The 20144-nt window shown below is 51.8% G+C and carries 11 protein-coding genes; 3 read left to right on the top strand and 8 right to left on the bottom strand.

All coding sequences use genetic code 11. From position 1 onward, the window contains the following. Positions 1 to 113: 113 nt before the first annotated feature. The 8 genes from MJZ26_12135 to MJZ26_12100 all read right to left on the bottom strand — a co-directional run bounded on the left by MJZ26_12135 (position 114) and on the right by MJZ26_12100 (position 16879). A complete protein-coding gene (locus tag MJZ26_12135) occupies positions 114 to 2054 on the bottom strand; it encodes a glycoside hydrolase family 5 protein (GenBank protein MCQ2106527.1) in 1941 nt (646 codons plus the stop codon). A gap of 206 nt (positions 2055 to 2260) precedes the next feature. Continuing rightward, positions 2261 to 4312 carry a glycoside hydrolase family 5 protein gene (locus MJZ26_12130; protein MCQ2106526.1) on the bottom strand — a complete coding sequence of 684 codons (2052 nt, stop codon included), beginning with the start codon at positions 4310 to 4312 and terminating at the stop codon, positions 2261 to 2263. A 212-nt stretch (positions 4313 to 4524) separates the two neighbouring features. Further along, positions 4525 to 6591: a glycoside hydrolase family 5 protein gene (locus MJZ26_12125; GenBank protein MCQ2106525.1), complete on the bottom strand. Its 2067-nt coding sequence runs from the start codon at positions 6589 to 6591 to the stop codon at positions 4525 to 4527. Positions 6592 to 6841: 250 nt separating this feature from the next. After that, positions 6842 to 8788, bottom strand: a complete 1947-nt coding sequence (locus tag MJZ26_12120) for a glycoside hydrolase family 5 protein (GenBank protein ID MCQ2106524.1) — start codon at positions 8786 to 8788, stop codon at positions 6842 to 6844. Between the two features lie 285 nt (positions 8789 to 9073). Beyond that, positions 9074 to 11041 (bottom strand): cellulase family glycosylhydrolase, encoded by a 1968-nt coding sequence (locus MJZ26_12115; protein ID MCQ2106523.1) that lies wholly within the window; start codon positions 11039 to 11041, stop codon positions 9074 to 9076. A gap of 382 nt (positions 11042 to 11423) precedes the next feature. After that, positions 11424 to 14270 (bottom strand): DNA polymerase I, encoded by a 2847-nt coding sequence (polA, locus tag MJZ26_12110; protein ID MCQ2106522.1) that lies wholly within the window; start codon positions 14268 to 14270, stop codon positions 11424 to 11426. Between the two features lie 45 nt (positions 14271 to 14315). Continuing rightward, positions 14316 to 15917, bottom strand: coding sequence for an NAD(P)H-hydrate dehydratase (locus MJZ26_12105; GenBank protein ID MCQ2106521.1), 1602 nt, complete (start codon positions 15915 to 15917; stop codon positions 14316 to 14318). A 26-nt stretch (positions 15918 to 15943) separates the two neighbouring features. After that, positions 15944 to 16879: an outer membrane beta-barrel protein gene (locus tag MJZ26_12100; protein ID MCQ2106520.1), complete on the bottom strand. Its 936-nt coding sequence runs from the start codon at positions 16877 to 16879 to the stop codon at positions 15944 to 15946. Positions 16880 to 17121: 242 nt separating this feature from the next. On the opposite strand from MJZ26_12100, the gene MJZ26_12095 reads away from it, so the two are divergent. The 3 genes from MJZ26_12095 to feoB all read left to right on the top strand — a co-directional run. After that, entirely contained in the window at positions 17122 to 17553 is a 432-nt protein-coding gene (locus MJZ26_12095) for a DtxR family transcriptional regulator (GenBank protein ID MCQ2106519.1), read from the top strand. Then, the gene (locus MJZ26_12090; GenBank protein ID MCQ2106518.1) at positions 17553 to 17837 is read left to right on the top strand and encodes a ferrous iron transport protein A; all 285 of its coding nucleotides are present in this window, start codon (positions 17553 to 17555) and stop codon (positions 17835 to 17837) included. Before MJZ26_12095 ends, MJZ26_12090 begins: the two co-directional genes overlap by 1 nt. Before the next feature lie 2 nt (positions 17838 to 17839). Then, positions 17840 to 20144: ferrous iron transport protein B (feoB, locus tag MJZ26_12085; protein ID MCQ2106517.1), on the top strand; the 2305-nt coding region annotated here is incomplete at its 3' end.

Below are 20144 nucleotides of genomic sequence, written 5' to 3'. Positions count from 1 at the left end.
CCCTCCTGGAAAGCAAGAAGGCCATAGCCGAGATGACGGTGAACACCGGCGAGACTTGGCTTGCCGATATGGACGATAGCCAGCTTAGCGAAATCTTCAGCCTGGATTAAGGGCTATTTCAAGATTACCTGTTTGCTGTAAGCTTGCTTGCCTTGCTTCATGATAAGTATGGCGGGGCCGCGGAAGCTTGTTTTTTGTTGCCCTTGGATATTTATCATGTGGAATCCAGGAACATCTGCACCAGAACGGATTGAACTGAATGCGTTGGCCATGGCCCGGCGGAATTTGATGGCGCTAGGGCCTGTTTCGTTGCCTGGTGCGGTGGAGGGAGCCAAACCTCCCACGGCAATTCCTTCGCATTTCATTTCCTTGTTGTCGTTGAAGTCCATGAACGTCACCTTGGTGCCGTCCTCTTTCCACAAGACGATGTTGTCCAATTCAAGAGTTGCATCTACTTCAACACCTTGGACGTTGATGCCGAGGGACACCACTTTTGTAATGTCCTCGAATTTGATGGATGGATCGGCGGAACCGTCAAAGGAAATTTTGATGTTCTGCCATTCTCCAGTAAAATCCTTGAAGTCTCCCAGATTTACCTGGTTCCATTTCCAGTTTGCAGACATGTTGAACAGGGTGACTGTGGACCAGGAACTGCTAGTTCCGCTGAACTTGATGTCAAAGGACATGGCCGTATACTGACTCCAATCCTGGGCGGCAAATCCGTAGCTGAGAGTGCCTGTTTCCGCGGTGTCGCTCTGGGCTTTGTACGTTACCTTCATTTCGCGGTCGCTGTTGTCTAGGCTCTTTTCTACCAAGGCGTCAATGGAGTTTCCTGCAAGTGTGTCTAGGCCATAAGCTCTACGCATGGCGTTCAGGCTTTCGTAATCCAGGATGCCGCGGTTCTTGTTTCTGCGGATGATGGTCATGTTCTTGTCGCCTTCGTCACCGGTATCCCAGATGCAGGGCACAAAACCATATTTTTTTGAAAGTTCCGCAATGCGTCCGTAATAGTCAGCACGCGACTTCAAATGCAACCGCAGGTTTTCACCTTTCAGTTCAAGGCGCTTGATGACGCCGAATTCACCGATGACCATGGGGAAATCCTTGAAGTCTTCACCTAGCATGGCAAAAACGGAATCCACAAATTCGGGGCTGGCGTATGCTCCCTTTTTCGCATTGTGTGCAGCGTCCGTGGTGGAGTAGTTGTCTTCGCCCCAGTAACGCACCGTATTGCCCCAGCTGGCATCCTCTTCCATCAGGGCGAATGTGTATGGGTAGAAGTGGAATTCTCCCATCATGTAGTCTGTGCCGGCGGGGTCTGCGGGGAAGTTTCCCTTCAGGTACTTGTGTGCCTTGTTTTCGTCGGTGTCGGGCGCCTGCACGATGATGGTGCGTGTGGCGTTGTTGCCGCCGGAACTGCGGACTGCCTTGATCATGGTTTCGTGATAGGCCTTCAGTGTATTTGCATTGTCCTGCTTCAATCCGTCGCCGCTTTCGCCGGGCTCGTTGGTGCTAGCGAACAGCAGGTGTTCATCGTAGTCCTTGAACTTGGCCGCGATCTGCTCCCAGTAGGCCTTTTGGCGGGCGTTGATTTTTTCGTCTACGGAAGTGCCGATGTGGTCTTCCAGCCAGCCGTTGTCCCAGTGGATGTTGATGATGGCGTACATGTCCTGCTTGATGACATAGTCAACGACGGTCTTTACGGAATCCAGCCAGGCGGCGTTAATGGTGTTCTCGTCTCCATCAGGCGTGTAGAGAGTCCAGTTGGAATCTACGGCGATGGCGTTGGAATGGCTGTACCAGGCGCAGGGAATGCGCACTGTGTTGAAGCCTGCGGATTTGACGGAGTCAATCAGCTCCTGGGTTGGAAATTCGTTACCCCAGCTGGTGGGGTTCATGGGGGCTTCCAGGGTATTTCCGATGTTGTAGCCCATGCCCATCTTGGTAAAAATTTCCTTGGCGGTTGGAAGTGCGTTGGCTGCACTGAATAGGAAACCGAGGCAACAGGAAATGCTGAAAAATTTGTGGAAGATCATGGAGAATTCCTTCTGCATTTTTACATGTTATAAACTACCTAAAAATGTGACCCCTGAACCGGATAAAAAAGGTGAACTGTATTTTTGTGATGAAAATCAATCAACAAAAAATCCCCGGCTGCATGGCAGTCGAGGATTGCTTATTCCGGCAGGAACACACTCCTAAATCCTGCGCGGAATGATTTGCAAGGCTGCAGTCAGGAACTGCGGCTAACCGCCTTAAATTACTTCAGGATCACCTTCTGGCTGTAAACCTGGCTGCCCTGCTTAACCATGAGGATTACGGGGCCACGGGTTTCTGCCTTCAGCTGAACGGTATTGTTGCCGGAGCGAGTCATGAAGCATTCGCTTGCAATGACCTGGCCCATTGTGTTCATGAGCATTGCCTTGGCCTGAACGTTACCCTTTGCAGAGAAGGTTGCGTTCACAAAGCCCTGCTGGACGTTCACGAACATCTTGCCTGCAGTTGCAACAGCCGGCTTGATGGCGGAGGTACCAGAATTCGGGGCGGTGGAGGTGACTCGGGTTGCGCTTGCGATACCATCGGTTTCTGCGCCCAGCTTCTTGTCGAAGTCTGCAAGAACAACGGCGGAACCATCAGCCTTGATCAAACGGATGTTGTCGAAGTCAATCTTACCCTTGAGCTGAGTTCCGTAGAGGTTGAAACCGAATGCGTTGACAGCTGCCTTGTTTTCGATGTCGAGACCGTCAGCATCCAATGTTACAGTGTAAGTTGCCCAGCCAGCATCGAGATCGCTTGCGGCAAAGTTGTAATCGCTCCATGCCCAATCATCGCCGCTCATGGCGAACAGGCTCAAAGTCATCCAGGTGACATCGTCTACTGGACCTGTTGCTTCTACATCGATCTTTGCCTGGAAGGAAATTGCAGTGTAGTTGGACCAGTTCTTGCTGGTGACATTGAAACGGAGTGTTCCCACTTCACTGGAGTCGCTGGTGACTGTGTTGTAGGTAACTTCGAGCATCTTGTTGCTTTCATCGAGGCTTGCATTTACGAGAGCGTCGATGGAGTTTCCTTCGATAGCGGTCATGCCGTATGCGGCACGCATGGCGTTCAGGGTTTCGTAGTCGGTAATGTCGCCGACGTTACCGCCGAACTTCTTGGTCTGGCGACGGACGATGGTAAAGTTGCCGTTGCCTTCGTCACCGGTATCCCAAACGCAGGGGATGAGGCCGTTCTTCTTTGCAGATGCTGCGGTATAACCATACCATGCAGCTCGAGCTTCCAAATGAGACTTGAGGTTTGCGCCGGAAAGAACATCGAGGCGCTTGACGGCACCCATTTCACCGATCACAACAGGGATACCCTTGCTTGCGAACTGGGTGTTGAGACCGCCGAAAAGTTCATCGATAGAGGTCTTGGAACCGAGAGCGCCGTTTTTGCAAGTGTGAGCAGCGTCTGTACCCGGAGTCTTGTCTTCCCAGTAATAGAACATCTTGCCCCAGTCTTCGTCGCCTCCGGTCATGAGGGAGAATTGGTAGGGGTAGAAATGGATTTCTGCCATGGTGTAGCCTGCGCCAGCCGGGTCAGTGGGGTACTGGGCGGCAAGGAGAGGGGCCTTTTCAATTTCGGTACGAGGAGCCTGGACGACCACGATACGGGTCGCATTGTTGCCGCCGGTAGAACGGACTGCTTTAAGGCATGCTTCGTGGAACTGCTTGAGAACCTTCATGCGGTTTTCGTCGAAAGCCCACTGTCCATTATCAGCACCACCGTTCCACGGATCGTTCACGCCTGGTTCGTTGGCGGATGCAAAAATCAGGTGTTCGTCATAGGCGGCGAACTTGGTTGCGATCTGCTTCCAGTAGCTTTCCTGCTTGGCGGCGACTGTTGCTGCGGAGCTGTTTACTTCGCCAGTCTTGTCATAACCCTTGTCGTCAAAAACGTGGTCTTCCAGCCAACCGTTATCCCAGTGGCTGTTCAGCATGGCATACATGCCTTCGCCAATTACGAGGTCGACGACGGTCTTTACGGAGTCCAGCCAGCCGGCGTTGATGGTGCCGTTGGAGGCGTGGGAGTCCCAGGCGCAAGGGATACGGACGGTGTTGAAACCGGCTGCCTTGATGGCCTTTACATATTCAGCTGTGGGGAAATCGTTGCCCCAAGCGGTGGGGTTACCCGGAACTTCCATGGTGTTGCCGATGTTGTAGCCGAGGCCCATGTCGGCAACCAGGTCAGTTGCCTTAGGAAGGGCGAATGCGCTGGTGGCAGCGAGGCCGAATGCGCAGGTGAGTCCAATAAGATTCTTCAAAACCATAAACAACTCCTTACGTTTATTCATAGGTAATCTATACTTCTGACGGGACAATGGACCTTATTTTAAACCTACTGATGTAATTTGCGGTGTAAAATTCTCAACAACAAGAAAATGGCGTTTTTAAACGAAAAACGTAAAAAAGCCCGCCGGAATGGCGGACTTTTTCTAAAAAAATCATGGATTTTTTGGATTTTCGTGTTGAGAATTTTATTCTACTTGAGAATAACCTTCTGGACGAACTTCTGGCCACCCTGCTTAACAACCAGCATTGCTGCACCGCGGTAGTCGGCCATCAACTGAACGTTGTTTGCGCCGGGCATGGCGGTGAAGTGCTTGGATGCAATTTCCTGGCCAAGGCTGTTCAGGAGCATAACGCTAGCCTGAGTTGCTCTCGGGGAGTGGAAGGTGGCGTTAACAAGGCCCTGCTGAACTGTAACGGACATCTTGGCCACGGTCACGCTAGGCTTGATGGCGCTGCCCGGGTTGGTTACATTGTCCCAGCTACCGGTAGCGTTTGCCGGAATGAGAGTGCCCTTGGCGATACCGCCGTAGGTTGCGCCCTTCTTGTTGAAGTTGTTCAGGGTGTCCACAGTACCGTCGGCCTTCCAGAGAAGCATGTTGTCCAGGTACATATCGCCGGTGAACTGGGTACCGTAAACATTGAGACCGATAGCCTTCATGTCGGTAGGATCGGTAATTGCCAGGCCGTTGTCACCGAGGGTGATCTTGTAGTTGTCAAGGATGCCCAGGTCTTCGACGTTGCCCAAGCTTACTTCCTTCCAGTCCCATTCGCCGGACATGTTGAAGAGGGAAACGCTTGCCCAGCCGTACTCATCGCAACCTTCACGAGTCTTGTCCATGCAGGGGCCTGCGATTTCGCCAGCCACGCGCATGTCGAAGGAAATTGCGGTGTACTGAGACCAGTCCTTGCCGCCCAAGTCGATACGGACGGTACCAGCTTCGGAAGAGTCGGACTGAAGGGTCTTGTAAGTCACGTGGAGAGCCTTGTCGCCAGCCTGAATTACAGGAGTGGTGCCGCCGCCGATAATGGGGGTCTGATTGAAGGCTTCGCGGATAGCGTTGATGGCGTCTGCGTCAACAACCTTGCCCACGGGGGCAGACTGGCGACGGATATAGGCCATGTTATCGTAACCGCTGGTGCTTTCGTTGCCCATGTCCCAAAGAACAGGAACCACTCCGTACTTCTTTGCAGCTGCGGCTACATCCTTGTGCCACTGAACGCGGCCCTTCAAGTGCTTTTCGAGATCAGCACCGTCCAGGTCCGGGGTACGGATGTTGGCGCCGAACTCACCGATGAGAACCGGATAGCCCTTGTCGGCGTAGTTGGTCTTCATCTTGGCAAACTGGGTGTTTACATGCTTTTCGGTGTAGTAAGCCTGATCCACGGAACCGGCCCATGCGTTGTAACCTGCGTTACGCTTCGGGTCGGTGCCCAGGAACTCTGCACCGTAGTAGAACTGCGGGATAATCTTTTCGCCACCCGGTGCGCCCCAGTCCTGTTCTTCGAACATCAGGGTGAACTGGTACGGATCGTAGTAGTGGACTTCGAACATCAGGTAGCCTTCCTGGGTATCCTTGGGGAATACAGAAACAGGTGCGCTCTTGACGGACTTGTCAATGTCGGTGTTCAGACCCTGAATGATGAGGGTACGGGTTTCGTTACCAGGAACGGCACGAACGGCGTTGATGAAGGTCTGGTAATAGTGCATCAAGGTGGCAACGTGGTTTGCGGTCCACTTGTCGCCCAGGTTGGAGCCCGGTTCGTTGGCGCCGGCAAAGATCAGGTGTTCGTCGTAGGCGGCGAACTTCTTTGCAATCTGGGTCCAGTAGTTCTTCATCTTTGTATCGACGGTGTTATCTACGGTTTCGTCGATGTGAGTCTGGAACCAGCCACCCTCACCTTCGTGATGGATGTTCAGCACTACATAGAGCTGATTTTCAATGGCGTAATCTACAACGGTCTTAACGGAATCCAGCCAGGTTTCGGTAATGACTCCGCCCGGAGCGTGGGAATCCCATGCGCAAGGAATACGGACTGTATTGAAACCAGCAGCCTTGATGGAATCCATCAGGTCCTTGGTGGGGAAGGGGTTGCCCCAGCCAGTGGGGTCGTTAGGCACTTCCATGGAATTGCCGATGTTAAAACCAAAACCCATTTTTTCTACCAATTCGGCAGACTTGGGGAATGCGGCAAAGGCGGAAACGCTTGCCATGAGGCCGAGGCCTGCGGTAAGGCCCAAAAGCTTAGAATAATTCATTTGTACTCCTAATGCGGGAAAATTCCCGTTTACCAACCCATAAAAACCAAACAACCAGGGATAAAGTTAAATCCTGGATAATGATTATGGGGCATTTTTCATTCCTTTGCTTAAAATTGTGGTGCAAAGGTTTCAACAAATGTAAACTAAAGTTTTCGTCAATAAAAAAAGAAATCCGACCTAAAAAGGCCGGATTTTAAGCTAAAATCGAGGAATTTTGCGGATATTTGCGAAAAACGCGAATTTTGAATTACTTGACGTTGACCTTCAGTGTATTGCCTGCGCTCTTGGCGATGTACATTCCCTGATGGAGGCCGGCGAGGCTCAATGTCGCCTGGCTGGAAAGGGCGCGAACTTCGCGGATTAGGTTGCCGTTCAGGTCGAAGAGGCGAATTTCTGCTCTGGAACCCTGAGCGATAAGTAGGTTGCCCTGACGGATCAGTGTAGCTGTTGCTACTTGCGGGACTGAACCGATGTTCCAAGGATTGTGTTCTTCCCCGAAGTATCCGCACTCAGGAATAAGAGCATCACAAGGTGGACAGTATTCCTTCAGATGGTAAGTTACGCAGAGTTCGAGTTCGGTGTAGCCGCATTCCGGCATTAGGGCGTCGCAAGTGGGCTGGTCGCTACTGGAAGAGACCGGTGGTTCTATGCAATTGGTTTCGTAATTTCCGCCAATGCAGTTGGTAATGTTGTTGCTTGAACTGGAAATAGTGGGCGTCTGGCTAGAGCTGGAAACAATCGGTGCGACGCTGGAACTAGAGAAAATCGGAGTTACGCTGGAACTGGATTTAACGGAACTTGAGCTGACGGGCTGCCAAACGCTGGAGCTGGACTTCACCACGCTGGAGGAAGAACGTGCGATGGAACTGCTAGACGCAGGAACTACAGAACTGCTGGAGTTCTGAATCGGGGTGTTGCCCGGAATCAGGCTTTCGTTGTGGGAGACTCCCTTGTTTACGTAGGTGCCAAGACCATAAACACCGCGCATGGCGTTGATGATTTCGGGTTCTACAACCTGTCCCATCTTGCCGCCAAACTTGTTGGTCTGACGACGGATGTAGGCCATATTGTCGTAGCTGGCGCCTTCGTTACCCATATCCCAGACGATGGGAGTAAGGCCGTAGTTCTTTGCTGCGGTTACAACGTCCTTGTGCCACTGGATACGGCCCTTGCGGTGCAGTTCCAGGTCGGAACCGGAGAGTTCCGGAGAACGGTACAGGGATCCGAATTCACCGATAATGACAGGGTAGCCCTTGTCAACATAGTTGGACTTCATCTTGGCGAACTGGGCGTTGGGGAAACCGATGCTAGCTTGGTCCTTGTCGATGGAGTTGGCCCAGCAGTTGTAGCCTGCGTTGTGCTTTGGATCGCTAGGCTTCTGGTAATCGCCGTAATAGTACTGCACCTGAATGTCGCCGTTGGGGCATCCCCAGTTCTGGGAGCTGGTCATGAGCACATACTGGTAAGGGCCGTAGAAATGCACTTCGAACATGAGTCGTCCAGTAACATTGTCCTTGGGGAAGATGCTTGTGGGGGCAAATTCTACGGACTTGTCGATATCGGTCTGCAGACCCTGAATAATCAAGGTACGGGTGGCGTTGTTGCCACCGGTGGCGCGGACTGCGTCAATGAAGGTCTGGTAATAGCCCATGAGAACCTGGGCGTGCTGGCTTGTCCAGGTGAGACCCTGCTGGCCTTCGCCCGGTTCGTTGGCACCTGCAAAAAGAAGATGCTCGTCGTAGTTCTTGAACTTATTGGCAATCTGAGTCCAGTAAGTCTTCATCTTGTTATCGACAGTGGTGTTCTTGGTGGTTGCCATCTTGGTCTGGAACCAGCCACCTTCACCTTCGTGATGGATGTTAAGCACCACGTACAGTTCGTTACGTAGGGCGTAATCCACGACAGTCTTAACGGAGTCGAGCCATGTTTCGGTGATGGCGCCGTTTCGGGTATGGGAATCCCAAGCGCAGGGAATACGGACGGTGTTGAAGCCTGCTGCCTTGATGGAGTCCAGCAAGGCCTGGGTGGGATAGGGGTTGCCCCATCCGGTAGGATCATTTGGCACTTCCATGGAGTTTCCGATATTGTAACCCATGCCCATGTTCTTCTGAACCTGTGCTGCGGTGGGAAGATCGGCAAATGCGGCTGTTGTCAAAGCGCCTGCAAGCGCTGCCCCAAACATCAATTTTTTCATAATGGTCCTTTACAGTTTCCGTCGTGACGTGAAGTCGATATCGGTCCACCAAACAATCCCTTCGCGTAACCAAACACGAAGGACCTGCACATCCAAAAGGTAATTTATACCGAAAAGGGCTCTTTGGACAGGGAATATGGCGAAGTCAAGAATAAATGATGTGAAAAATTCAACAAATGTAAATGAAAATTAACAAAAAGCGTAGGATGTGCATTTTTGGGGAGTGATTGATAAAAAATGGCTTCCCTTTTAGGGGAAGCCTTCCGTTGGTTTTGAGAAGAAAGCTTATTTGATGTTGACCTTCAGGGTATGACCAGCACTCTTGGCGATGTACATGCCCTTGTTGAGGCCGGCGAGACTCAATGTCGCCTGGCTGGAAAGGGCACGAACTTCGCGGACTAAATTGCCGTTCAGGTCGAACAGTCGGATAGAGGCTCGTGTACCCTGAGCCACCAGCATGTTGCCTTGGCGTGTGAGGCTTTGCTGCCCTTGCTTCTTTGCGATAGCCTTGATTGCAGTCGTAGTTGCCTTGACGCTTTCGGTCGCTACCAAGGACTTTGCGGTGATGCCTCCGCCAACGTTCTTGGCTCCGACCAGGTTAAAGTCCAGGGTGTCCGCAGAGCCGTCGGTATTCTTGAAGATGATCCAGTCCACATAGACGTTGCCGGTGTAACCCAGAGTGTACATCTGCAGTCCCATGAAGACAATGTTTGTGGGGTTGCCCGGAACCATCAGGTTGTTGCCGCTTTCTCCTGTGGTAGCGACCTTGACCTCATAGGTGTTCCAGGTGCCCAGCTCGACTTCGCCGAGGCCTGCTTCCTGCCAGTTCCAGTCGGCGCCGTCCATGGTAACCAAGTTGGGAGCGATAAAGCCGTAGTCGTCACCTACCTTGGAAATGGTTCCGTCAAAGAATGCCCGAATAGAGACGCTGGAAATTTTGCTCCAGTCCTTGGGAACGCTGGAAAATTCGATTTGACCGTATGTACTGTCTGCAATGGTGAATTCTGCCTTGATGGACTTGTCCGTATCGGTGCTGATGACCGGATTGCTGCTTCCGTCAAGGTTTGGCATGCCATAGACATTTCGCATGGCGTTCATGACTTCCGGGTCAAAGACGGATCCATCGGGATCTGACTGACGGCGGATGATGGTCATGTGGTTCTCGCCTTCGTGACCGGTATCCCAGGCGATGGGAACCACCTTGTTGTCAAAGGCAGCCTGGGCTACGGCCTTGTACCAGCCGATACGGCCTTTGCGGTGGCGCTTGTAGTCGTCGCCTTTCAGAATGCCCAGTCGGTCGTTGGCGCCGAATTCGCCGATGATGACCGGAATACCCTTGTCCACATAGTTGGTCTTCATTTTCTTGAAAGCCACCTGCATGTCGTTTGCGCTACAGGGGGTGCCCATGGCGTTTCCCCACGGATTGTAGCCGCAGTTGTGGACGATGTCTGCGCCGGTGGCGTAGTTTTCCTCGCCCCAGTAGTATTGCGGTTCCACGATGGCGCCCCAGTTGACAGGCTCGCCTACGATGGTGTAGGGGGACGGATCGTAGTAATGCACTTCAAACATCATGCGGTTTGCGATAACGTCGTTAGGCATCATGCTTGCGGGGTAGGCTTCCACGGAGCGGTCGATGCTGGTGGAGGGACCCTGGATGATCAAGGTTCGGCTGGCGTTGTTGCCGCCGGTGGCGCGCACGGCGTCTACGAATGTCTGGTGGTAACCTTGAAGAATCTTGGATTCATTCTTGTAGTTTCCGTCTGTAGTGGCGGGTTCGTTGGCGCTTGCAAAAAGAAGCTTTTCGTCGTAGTCCCTGAACCGCTTTGCAATCTGGGTCCAGTAGGCTTTCTGCTTGGCGTTGACTTCGGTCTTCTTGTCGTCTTTCAGGTTTTCTTCCAGCCAGCCACCGTCCCAGTGGATGTTCAGAATTGTGTAGAGACCTGCCTTGACACTGTAGTCCACCACGGTCTGGACAGAGTCCATCCAGCTTTCGTTAATGACGCTGTTTGTGGCGTGGGAGTCCCAGGCGCAGGGGATGCGGATGGTGTTAAAGCCTGCTGCCTTAACGCCTTTGATGTAAGCCTCTGTAGGGAACTTGTTTCCCCAGAGGGTGGGATTCCCCGGAACTTCCATGGTGTTTCCGATGTTGATGCCTAAGCCCATTTTTTCAAAGATTTGCTGGGCGGTAGGTAGGTCTGCTGCGAAGGCAGAAGACATGGTTGCTGCGGAAAGGGCAGCTAAAAATTTGGACATGGTTGTCCGTTTTAAAAGTGTGTTCATAACAACTCCCATAACAACGGGAAGAAATATAAATTTGAGAAATTGCGTTGTTATAACATAATTTTTACAAAAATATTGATAAAATGTCAATAAAAAACGAAGTAGTGTACTAAGTGTCTTGTGAATATGCCAAAAATAGCCCCGTCGAGATAGACGGGGCTGTACAATAGTCGCTTAAATTTATCTTCGCGAAGGCTAGTGAGCCATCTGGCTGCCAATAATCACGATGGCATTGCAGATCACCAGCAAGCCGATAATCAAGGCGATGGCGACTTTCGGGGACATTTTCTTCTTGGGTTCGTTTGCCATTTTTTTCCTCTTTTGGGGTGGGTGCGCTTGGGCTTGGTTCAATGGGTTAATGTGCAATAAGCCAGTTTTCGCCGAAACCGGCGCTGGCGACTAACGGTACCTGGAGCTGCATGGCGTTTTCCATTTCGGATTTTACCATGGCAGAAAGTTCCTCGACGCGGTCCTTGGGGCATTCAAATACAAGTTCGTCGTGAACCTGGAGCATCATGCGGAGGGGAAGCTGTTCGTCGTTGATGCGCTTCTGGATGCGGATCATGGCAATCTTGATGAGGTCGGCGGCACTGCCCTGCACGGGAGTGTTCACGGCCATGCGTTCTGCCATCTGGGATTCCATGCGGTCGGAACTATCGATGCCTGCGATGTAGCGGCGGCGGCCTGTAAGGGTTTCTACGTAACCGTCGCGGTGGGCTGTTGCCTTGGTGCTTTCGATAAAGTCTTGAACGCCCTGGTACATGTCGAAGTAGCCGGTAATAAAGTCCTTGGCCTGGCCCATGGGAATTTTCAGGTCGCGGCTGAGGCGGAAGGCGGTCATGCCGTAAAGTACGCCGAAGTTCACCACCTTGGCGTCGCGGCGCATGTCGCTGGTGACGTTTTCCAGAGGTACACCGTAAATCGCCGCCGCGGTGCGGGCGTGAATGTCGATGCCATTCTTGTAAGAATCGATGAGAGCCTGGTCTCCACTCAAGTGCGCCAGCATGCGCAATTCAATCTGGGAGTAGTCTACGGCGAGAATGACGTTGTCCGGATTCTGCGGGACGAATGCAGCGCGGATCTTTTTGCCCAAGTCGCTACGGACAGGAATGTTCTGCAGGTTGGGATCGCGACTGCTCAAGCGGCCCGTTGCTGTACCCCACTGGATAAAGCTGGTGTGAATGCGCTTGGTTTCGGGATTCACCAGGGTGGGAAGCACCGAGATGTAGGTGCTTTGCATTTTCTTCAGTTCGCGGTACTCAATGATTGAGAATACGATGGGGTGGGCGGTCTTGAAACTCAGTTCCTCCAGAACGGCGGCATCGGTACTGCGCTTCTTGATTTCGGGCAGGCCCAGGGTATCGAACAGGACTTCGCCCAACTGCTTAGGGCTTCCGATATTGAATTCGCAACCGGCCATGTCGCAGATTTCTTTTTCAAGATTCTCAATGCGGCGCTGCAGTTCCTGTTCCAAGCGCTTAAGGGTGGGAACGTCAATGGCGATGCCCTCGGATTCCATCTGGAAAAGAACTTTCAGCAAAGGCATTTCCTGGTTGAAGAAATATTTTTCGTAGTCCAGTTTCTGAAGTTCCTTCTGGAGGGGTGCCCACAAACGCAATGTGTAAACCGCGTCTTCGGCGCCGTATTCGGTGGCCTCGGGAACGCGGGTGCGGTTGAAGGTAATCTGGCTCTTGCCGCGGCCAATGAGATTCTCGATGGGAATCATTTCGTGTTGCAGCTTCTGCATCACCATGTTGTCAAGGCCAAGTCCTGTGGCACCCGGAGAAAGCATCCAGGCGGCGATCAGGGTGTCTACAATGTTTGCCTTTTCAATTTGAGCGATGGACAAGCCGAATGCTCGTGCCAAAACATGAAGGTCAAATTTTGCGTTGTGGAAAACGAAGGTGTGTTTCTCGTCCCAGAATTCGATGAACCAGTTCTGGACTAGGTTTGCATCGAAGTTTCCGTTCTTGCCCGCGGGGAGCGGGAAGCCGATTTCGTCGGTGTGATTCAAGGGAATGTAGTAACCCTTGCTTATGGTGGCCGCGCTATTCTCAGCCGAATCCTCGGTGGGGTCAACAGCAGCTAGGCACAATCCCACGATGTTGCATTGCATGGGGTCAAGGCCGTCGGTTTCCGTATCAACGCCAATCAAGTTAGATGCCGCAAATTCTGCCTTCATCTGTTCGAAGACTTCGTTGGAATCTACACAAATGTAGGTGGGCAGAACATCTTTCGGCAGGTCAAAGTCTGCGCGTGCAATTTCTGCAGTTTCTGCGGCACCTTCTTCGTTGGATCCGTCCTTCACAAACCCTGTCTTGCTGGGAATGTTCTCCAGCAAACGCAACAGACTGTTGATTTCGTGTTCCTTGAACATTTCTGCCAAGGTGTCCACGTGAATGCCGTTGTATTCCAGTGCGTCCAGGTTTCCACTGAAGGCTCGCTTGGTCTGCAAGGTTACAAGTTCGCGGCTCAGGAATGCCTGTTCGCGGTTGTTTGCCAGGTTGTCATGCAAACCTTTCTTCTTGATGTTATCGATGTTGGCGTAAATGTTGTCCATGTCGCCATATTCTTCAAGAAGGGTAATGGCGGTTTTAGGGCCAACCTTCGGGACGCCTGGCACGTTGTCGCTGGCGTCGCCCATCAATGCCAGGTAATCGCGAATTTTTTCAGGAGGCAAACCGTACTTTTCAACGACTTGCTCCGGGCCGAAATCAATGCCGTCGGCGCCTTTTTCCAAATGGAACAAGTGAATCTTGTCGTTTACGATCTGGCTCATGTCCTTATCCTTACTGATGATAAGGATTCGGTCAAATCCTGCCTCTGCGGCAGCTACGGCGGTACTTGCCATTACGTCGTCGGCTTCGTAGCCGGGCTCCGACAAAAGTGGAATTCCGCTGGCGGCAAGGCTTTCGCCAAGCAACGGCATCTGGGCTGCCATTTCTTCGGGCATGGGGCCGCGATTGGCCTTGTAGTCGGGGTAAAGTTCGTGGCGGAAAGTCTTGGTGTGTGCTACATCTCGGGCGATGGCAAAGTGTGTCGGCTTGTGCTTTGCAAGAATGCGCAATACTGCACCCCAGTAGCCATGCATCATGGATACGTCTTCGTCCTTGCTGTTTTTCAGCGGGTTCTGGCTGTAGGCGTAGAACATGCGGAACGCAAGAGCGTAGGAATCAAGAAGTAGTAAAGTCTTTTCGGCCATACTTTGAATGTAGAAAAAATAATGTGATGGTCGGCTGAGTTCCCGTTAGCCGAAAGCAAGATGCAAATGGTCGATGACATCGCTGGGCTGCATGGAATAGGCGCCCAAATCTTTTCGAGTCAGGCGGCCTGCCTTTTGGTGCAGCAGGGCGCCAAGTACAGTGGCTTCACCTGTGGGGAGGCCTTGAGCAAGAAGGGATACGATGATTCCTGTAAGAACGTCTCCGCTGCCGCCTTTGGCCATGCCGGAATTTTTCGCCGGGACAATGTAGACGCGTCCATCGGGAAGAGCTATGTAAGTGGGGGAACCCTTCAGCAGAATCGTAATGTTGAATTGTGTTGCGAATTGACGAAGGTATTCCGGATAGTAAAATTCATTTGTGGGCAGTGGGCCGAAGTTCCGTTCCCATTCGCGCTTGTGGGGCGTGATAATGGCATTGGCAGGTCCGCCTTCCATGCAGAAGAATGCGGAGCCGCAGGCGTTGATGGCGTCTGCGTCAACAACCACAGGAACGTTTAGACCGGTAAGGAACATGCGGATGGCGTCCTGGGTGATCGTGTCTGTTCCAAGGCCTGGTCCAATAGCTACCGCCTTGGCGTGGCTGGCGGCAATCTGCAGTTGCGGCAGATGTACGATAGATAAGGCTTCGCAGTCGTTTGTGCCAAGACCGCAGAATACTGGCTCGGAAAGTTTGCTTTGTAAAACAGGAAGTATAGCCTTGGGCGTTGCCAGGGTTACAAGTCCTGCGCCGCTGCGTAGGGCGGCTTCGGTACATAGGGCTGCCGCCCCGGTCATATTGCCGGAACCAGCAATAATCAGGGCGGTACCTTGGTCGCGCTTCTCTCCGGATTCGGAGCGCTCGGGCAGAAGTGCGGGTATTACGTCTTCGTTAATCAGGTACAGGTTTTGATTGTACCTGTAGATAAGATCCGCAGGAAAACTCAGGGGTGCGACCGTCACCTTCCCGAATACGCTGGACGTCTGTTTGCAGTAAGCGTCAAGACGAGGCATGCCGAAAAGCATGGTCTCTGTAGCGTTAATGCAAACGGAACCAATGTTGTGCTGTGACGAGTCGTATCCCGTAGGGGCGTCGGCGGCAAGTACGGGAATACCCCAGCTGTTGATGGTGCTTACTATCTGGGCAAAAGCAGGGCGAAGTTCGCCCGAGGCTCCGTTTCCTAACAGGCAGTCTACCACCAGGGCGAAGTTGGGATTTTGCGGCAACCCGCCGGCAGTAGAAATCAGTTTGCCGCCGGCGTTCTTGAAATCGGCATAGGCGAATGCGGCTTCGTTCTTGAAGGTCTCAGCCTTGGCTACGGAATAGACAACGCAGTGGATTCCTGCTTCTAGCATCAGCTTTGCCAGAACAAGACCGTCGCCACCGTTGTTTCCGCCTCCAACAAAGATAGCTACGGAAACTCCGTAGCAATCTTCGGGAAGCATATTCCTTACGTGGTCAAAAAGAGCCTGGCCGGCTTCTTTCATCAAGGCGTATCCGGATTCAACCGGAGATACATCGTGAGCATAGTTTCCAAAGCCGTTCCCACGTGCGTAGAATGACTTTGTATCGTTATCGAGACCGCGCATGCCTTCTGTGGTCAGAATGGGCATGCATTTCTCCACACCGAAATGACGCAGTAACTTCACCTTAACCTCCCATCGCCCCCGACGGATTAAATGAACCAGTAGCTAATACCGATCTTAAACTTCATCATCTTGGCGCCAGCCATGTTCATGATGGAACGGCTTCCGGTGTACTTCTTGCCGGAATCTACTTCGTACCATTCTTCATTCTTGGGCACGATGTCGTCACCGATAACAGCTACATCCGGGAACAGTTCGGTAAGGCCCATGTACCAGCGTAGGTCAATAAAGAAACGGTCTGCGACGTTGTAACCACCGCCTGCAGCAATGCCAAATTCAAAGGAACTGGGGTCAATCTTGTCCTTCATGTATTCAGGAACATCGCCGTAGTCCACGTCCTTGTCCTTGATTTCAACTTCGTTGGAAATACCGATAGAAATCTGGGGACCTGCAGTCAGGTAAATTCTTTCAGCAAGAACACCACGAAGCAACAGGGGAATCTCGATTGCCATTGTGGTATAGGAACGTTCTCTTTCGTTGTAGTTGTGGGTGGACTTGATGTAACTGAAGTTGACTTCCGGTGCAAAGTAGAAGTTGTTCACCATTTCGATACGGCCCATAAGACCGGCTTCGAAACCCATACCGGAGGGATCTTCGTCTACTTCGTCGTCCTGTTCGTCAAAGCCGAACATCATGCCGTAATTAAAGGCGACCTTTGCACCGATGCTGAAGTTGGGACCCTTCTTAGCAGGGGACTCGTAGGCTTCAGATTCGCTCTCTGCATAGGCCTGAGAATTGCTGCTGGAATTTTCCTGAACATTGTCTTGTGCTTTTTCAGGGGCGCTAGTTTGCTCTTCCGCTTGTGCGGTGGCGGGAGCTTCTTCGGCTTCATTGTCCTGTTCTTCAGACTGGACGCTTTCTTCTTGAGATTCTTCCTGAGGCCATTCGTCGTCTTCCTGTGCAAAGCCGAATGCTGCAAAAGTGATGCTTGCTGCAGCGATAATCTTCAAAAGTGAACTTTTCATATTTTCTCCAACTTATAAGATGCTCTACGAGCAAAATGTTCTTTTATAAGTACAAGTTAGTAAAGAATGTTTGTTTTTATTGGGATGTAAAGAGAAACTGGTATAAATGGGGTGGTGAAAACCTTCTCATTTTTGAATTTTAAAGCAAAAAGTTAGCCATAACTAAAAATTATTGAAATTAGCCTTGACTAATTAGCCTGAGTTAACTATTTTTAGTCTCGGCTAACAAAAAAGAGGTAACAATGGAAAACGAACACACCAAACTCACGCAGAGTCTAGAGGACTATCTGGAAATGGTTCATATGCTACGTATGGCCCACGGTATCGCCCGTGTCAAGGATATCGCCGCTGCTCTTTCCGTGAAAATGCCTTCTGTGGCAAAGGCCATCCTGGAATTGAAAAAGCTGGGCTTGGTCACCCAGGAGCCCTATAGTGGTGTGGAACTGACGGAAGCAGGGGAGAAGGCTGCAGCTGATGTCCTGAACCGTCACATCCTACTGAAAGGATTCTTAATTCGTCTCGGTGTTTCCGAAGCCATTGCCGATAAGGACGCTTGCTGCATGGAACATATTCTGTCCGCTGAGACTTTGTCAAAAATTGAAGACTTCATGAAGCCTTCCAATATCACTGTAACTGCAAGCCTTAAAAAGCCCAAGGTTGCAAGGAGTAAGTAATGAGCTGTAATTGCGGCTGCGGTTCTCCCAAGTCCACCAAGAAGTGGAATGCCGAACCGAAATTTTCTGAACTGAAGAAGGGCGACAAGGTCGAAATCGTTGGCTACAACGATGGCGATGCCCGATACAAGTCCAAGTTGCTCTCCATGGGCCTTGTGCGCGGTGTGACTCTGGAAGTGATGCAGGTTGCTCCCTTGGGCGATCCCATCGAAGTGAGTGTCTTAAGCTACCGCCTTTCCTTGCGTAGGGAAGAAGGCAACGTATTGAATTTGAAGAGAGTGTAACAATGGCACCGAAACCGTTTACTATTGCTATTGCAGGTAACCCTAACTGCGGTAAGACTGCTTTATTTAATGCCCTTACGGGTTCCCGCCAGAGTGTGGGTAACTGGCCCGGCGTTACCGTCGAAAAGAAGGAAGGTTATTTTGATCTGGGTGCCCGCCACATCCGCGTGGTGGACCTTCCCGGTACTTACGCCATCTTCGCCAACTCCGAAGATGAACGCGCCGCCGTCGATTTCTTGCTGACCCGTGAAGCCGACTTGATTGTGAATATCATGGACGCCACCAATGTGGAACGTAACATGTTCCTGACTTCACAGCTGGTGGATATGCAGCAGCCCATGGTCATTGCTGTGAACATGATGGACATTGCCGAAAAGCGTGGCCTCCATATTGACCTTGAAGCTCTTTCTAAGCGTTTCGGGGTGCCCGCAATCCCTCTTTCTGCAGTGAGCGAAAAGAGTATTACCAATTTCATTAGCCAGATGGCCCATGTTATCTCTAGCCAAATTGCTATTCCGGCTAAGCTCACGTACGGTGACAAGGTTGAATCCGTTGTGAAGGAATTGGAACCTCAGGTAGCTCCTGTGGCAAAGATGCTGGATGCGGACCCCCGTTGGGTTTCCCTCATGTACCTGGGCAATAGCAACAGCTATGCCGATAAGTTTGCAGAAGCCGGCGTTTCCCTGAATCGCGAGGACGTTTCTGCCAAACTGGGTGAAGAATCTGAATTCGTCATGGCCGATGCCCGCTACAGCATGGCTCACGAAATCGCTTCCGAAGTAATTGTCGGCAATCGCTCCAAGAAGACTCATTCCGATAAGTTGGATTCCATTCTTCTGAATCGTTGGCTGGCGTTGCCCATCTTCCTGGTAGTCATGTACCTGGTATTCTGGGTTGCAGTGACTATCGGTAGTGCTTTCATCGATTTCTTCGATGTGCTCTTCGGTGCTGTTTTTGTAGATGGTCTCGGCTACTTGCTCTCCGACGTTATCGGTGCACCGGCTTGGGTTACTGCAATTCTTGCAAATGGTGTTGGCGCCGGTATCCAGACGGTGTCTACCTTCATTCCGGTCATCTTCTTCATGTTCCTGTGCCTGACCTTCCTGGAAGACTCCGGTTACATGGCTCGCGCCGCCTTTGTAGCAGACCGCTTTATGCGATTCCTGGGCTTGCCGGGTCGTGCATTCGTTCCCATGATGGTGGGCTTTGGTTGCGGCGTTCCGGGCATTATGGGCTCTCGTGTTCTCGAAAGCAAGCGCGAACGTTTCCTCACTATTTTCCTGGTACCTTTCATGAGCTGTGGCGCTCGCCTTCCGGTGTACGCATTGTTCGCAGCAGCCTTCTTTGGAAAACAGGCGGGAACCATCGTGTTCGCCCTCTACCTGGTCGGTATTCTATTCGCCATCATTTATGGCTTGTTCCTGAAGAAGTCCCTCTTTATGGGCCAATCCAGCAACTTTGTGATGGAATTGCCTAACTATCACTTGCCCAAGTTGAAGTCCCTGCTGATCCATTCCTGGCTGAAGCTGAAGGACTATGTGCTTCGCGCCGGTAAGGTGATTACCATTGCTGTGGCAGTCCTTGGTTTCCTCAACGCTTTCGGCTATGTGGATGGCAAGTTTACTGCCGGCAACGCAGACTCTGAAAACAGCTTGCTCTCCTCTGTGGGCAAGGCCATTACCCCTGTGTTTGAACCCTTTGGTGTGGAAGAAGACAACTGGCCCGCATCCGTTTCCCTCTTTACCGGATTGCTGGCTAAGGAAGCTGTGATCGGCACCATGAACTCTCTGTACTCCATGGCTCCGAAGAGTGATGCTTCCAGCGTCATCCCGAGCGATTCCTCAAACATCACTCCGAACGAAAACTCCAGCGTCACTCTGGAGCGAAGCGATAGAGCCCAGGATGTCATTGCGGCCACTGACCGTACTGCTTCCGATTCTAGCGCCACTCCGAGCGAAAACTCCAGCGTCACTCTGGAGCGAAGCGATAGAGCCCAGGATGACATTGCGGCCACTGACCGTACTGCTTCCGATTCTAGCGTCATTCTGAGCGATTCCTCCCACGTCATCCTGAGCGTTAGCGAAGGATCCAGTGCAGAACCTCCCGCCGAACCCGTTGCTGCAGAAAAGCCTCTCATCGCAGGTGTTGATGAATGCCCTGCAGAAGAAGAGGAAGATGGAGCTCCTGATCTCAAGGCTGCATTCATTGAAGCAGTCTCTTCTATCCCTGCAAACCTCAGCGAAGTCTTTGGATCTCTTACGGACATCCTGGGAACCTCTGGCGAACTTGAAGCCCAAAGCGCTGCAG

The sequence above is a fragment of the Fibrobacter sp. genome, assembly GCA_024398965.1.
Classification (GTDB): Bacteria; Fibrobacterota; Fibrobacteria; order Fibrobacterales; family Fibrobacteraceae; genus Fibrobacter.
The sequence above is the reverse complement of the archived record's forward strand: the minus strand, read 5'-3'. Positions and strand labels throughout refer to the sequence as shown.

Excerpts from the sequence above, each read along its gene's own strand:
- MJZ26_12135 (MCQ2106527.1), bottom strand. The coding sequence starts at position 2,054 with ATGCAGAAGGAATTCTCCATGATCTTCCACAAATTTTTCAGCATTTCC.
- MJZ26_12130 (MCQ2106526.1), bottom strand. The coding sequence starts at position 4,312 with ATGGTTTTGAAGAATCTTATTGGACTCACCTGCGCATTCGGCCTCGCT.
- MJZ26_12125 (MCQ2106525.1), bottom strand. The coding sequence starts at position 6,591 with ATGAATTATTCTAAGCTTTTGGGCCTTACCGCAGGCCTCGGCCTCATG.
- MJZ26_12120 (MCQ2106524.1), bottom strand. The coding sequence starts at position 8,788 with ATGAAAAAATTGATGTTTGGGGCAGCGCTTGCAGGCGCTTTGACAACA.
- MJZ26_12115 (MCQ2106523.1), bottom strand. The coding sequence starts at position 11,041 with ATGTCCAAATTTTTAGCTGCCCTTTCCGCAGCAACCATGTCTTCTGCC.
- polA (MCQ2106522.1), bottom strand. The coding sequence starts at position 14,270 with ATGGCCGAAAAGACTTTACTACTTCTTGATTCCTACGCTCTTGCGTTC.
- MJZ26_12100 (MCQ2106520.1), bottom strand. The coding sequence starts at position 16,879 with ATGAAAAGTTCACTTTTGAAGATTATCGCTGCAGCAAGCATCACTTTT.
- MJZ26_12095 (MCQ2106519.1), top strand. The coding sequence starts at position 17,122 with ATGGAAAACGAACACACCAAACTCACGCAGAGTCTAGAGGACTATCTG.
- MJZ26_12090 (MCQ2106518.1), top strand. The coding sequence starts at position 17,553 with ATGAGCTGTAATTGCGGCTGCGGTTCTCCCAAGTCCACCAAGAAGTGG.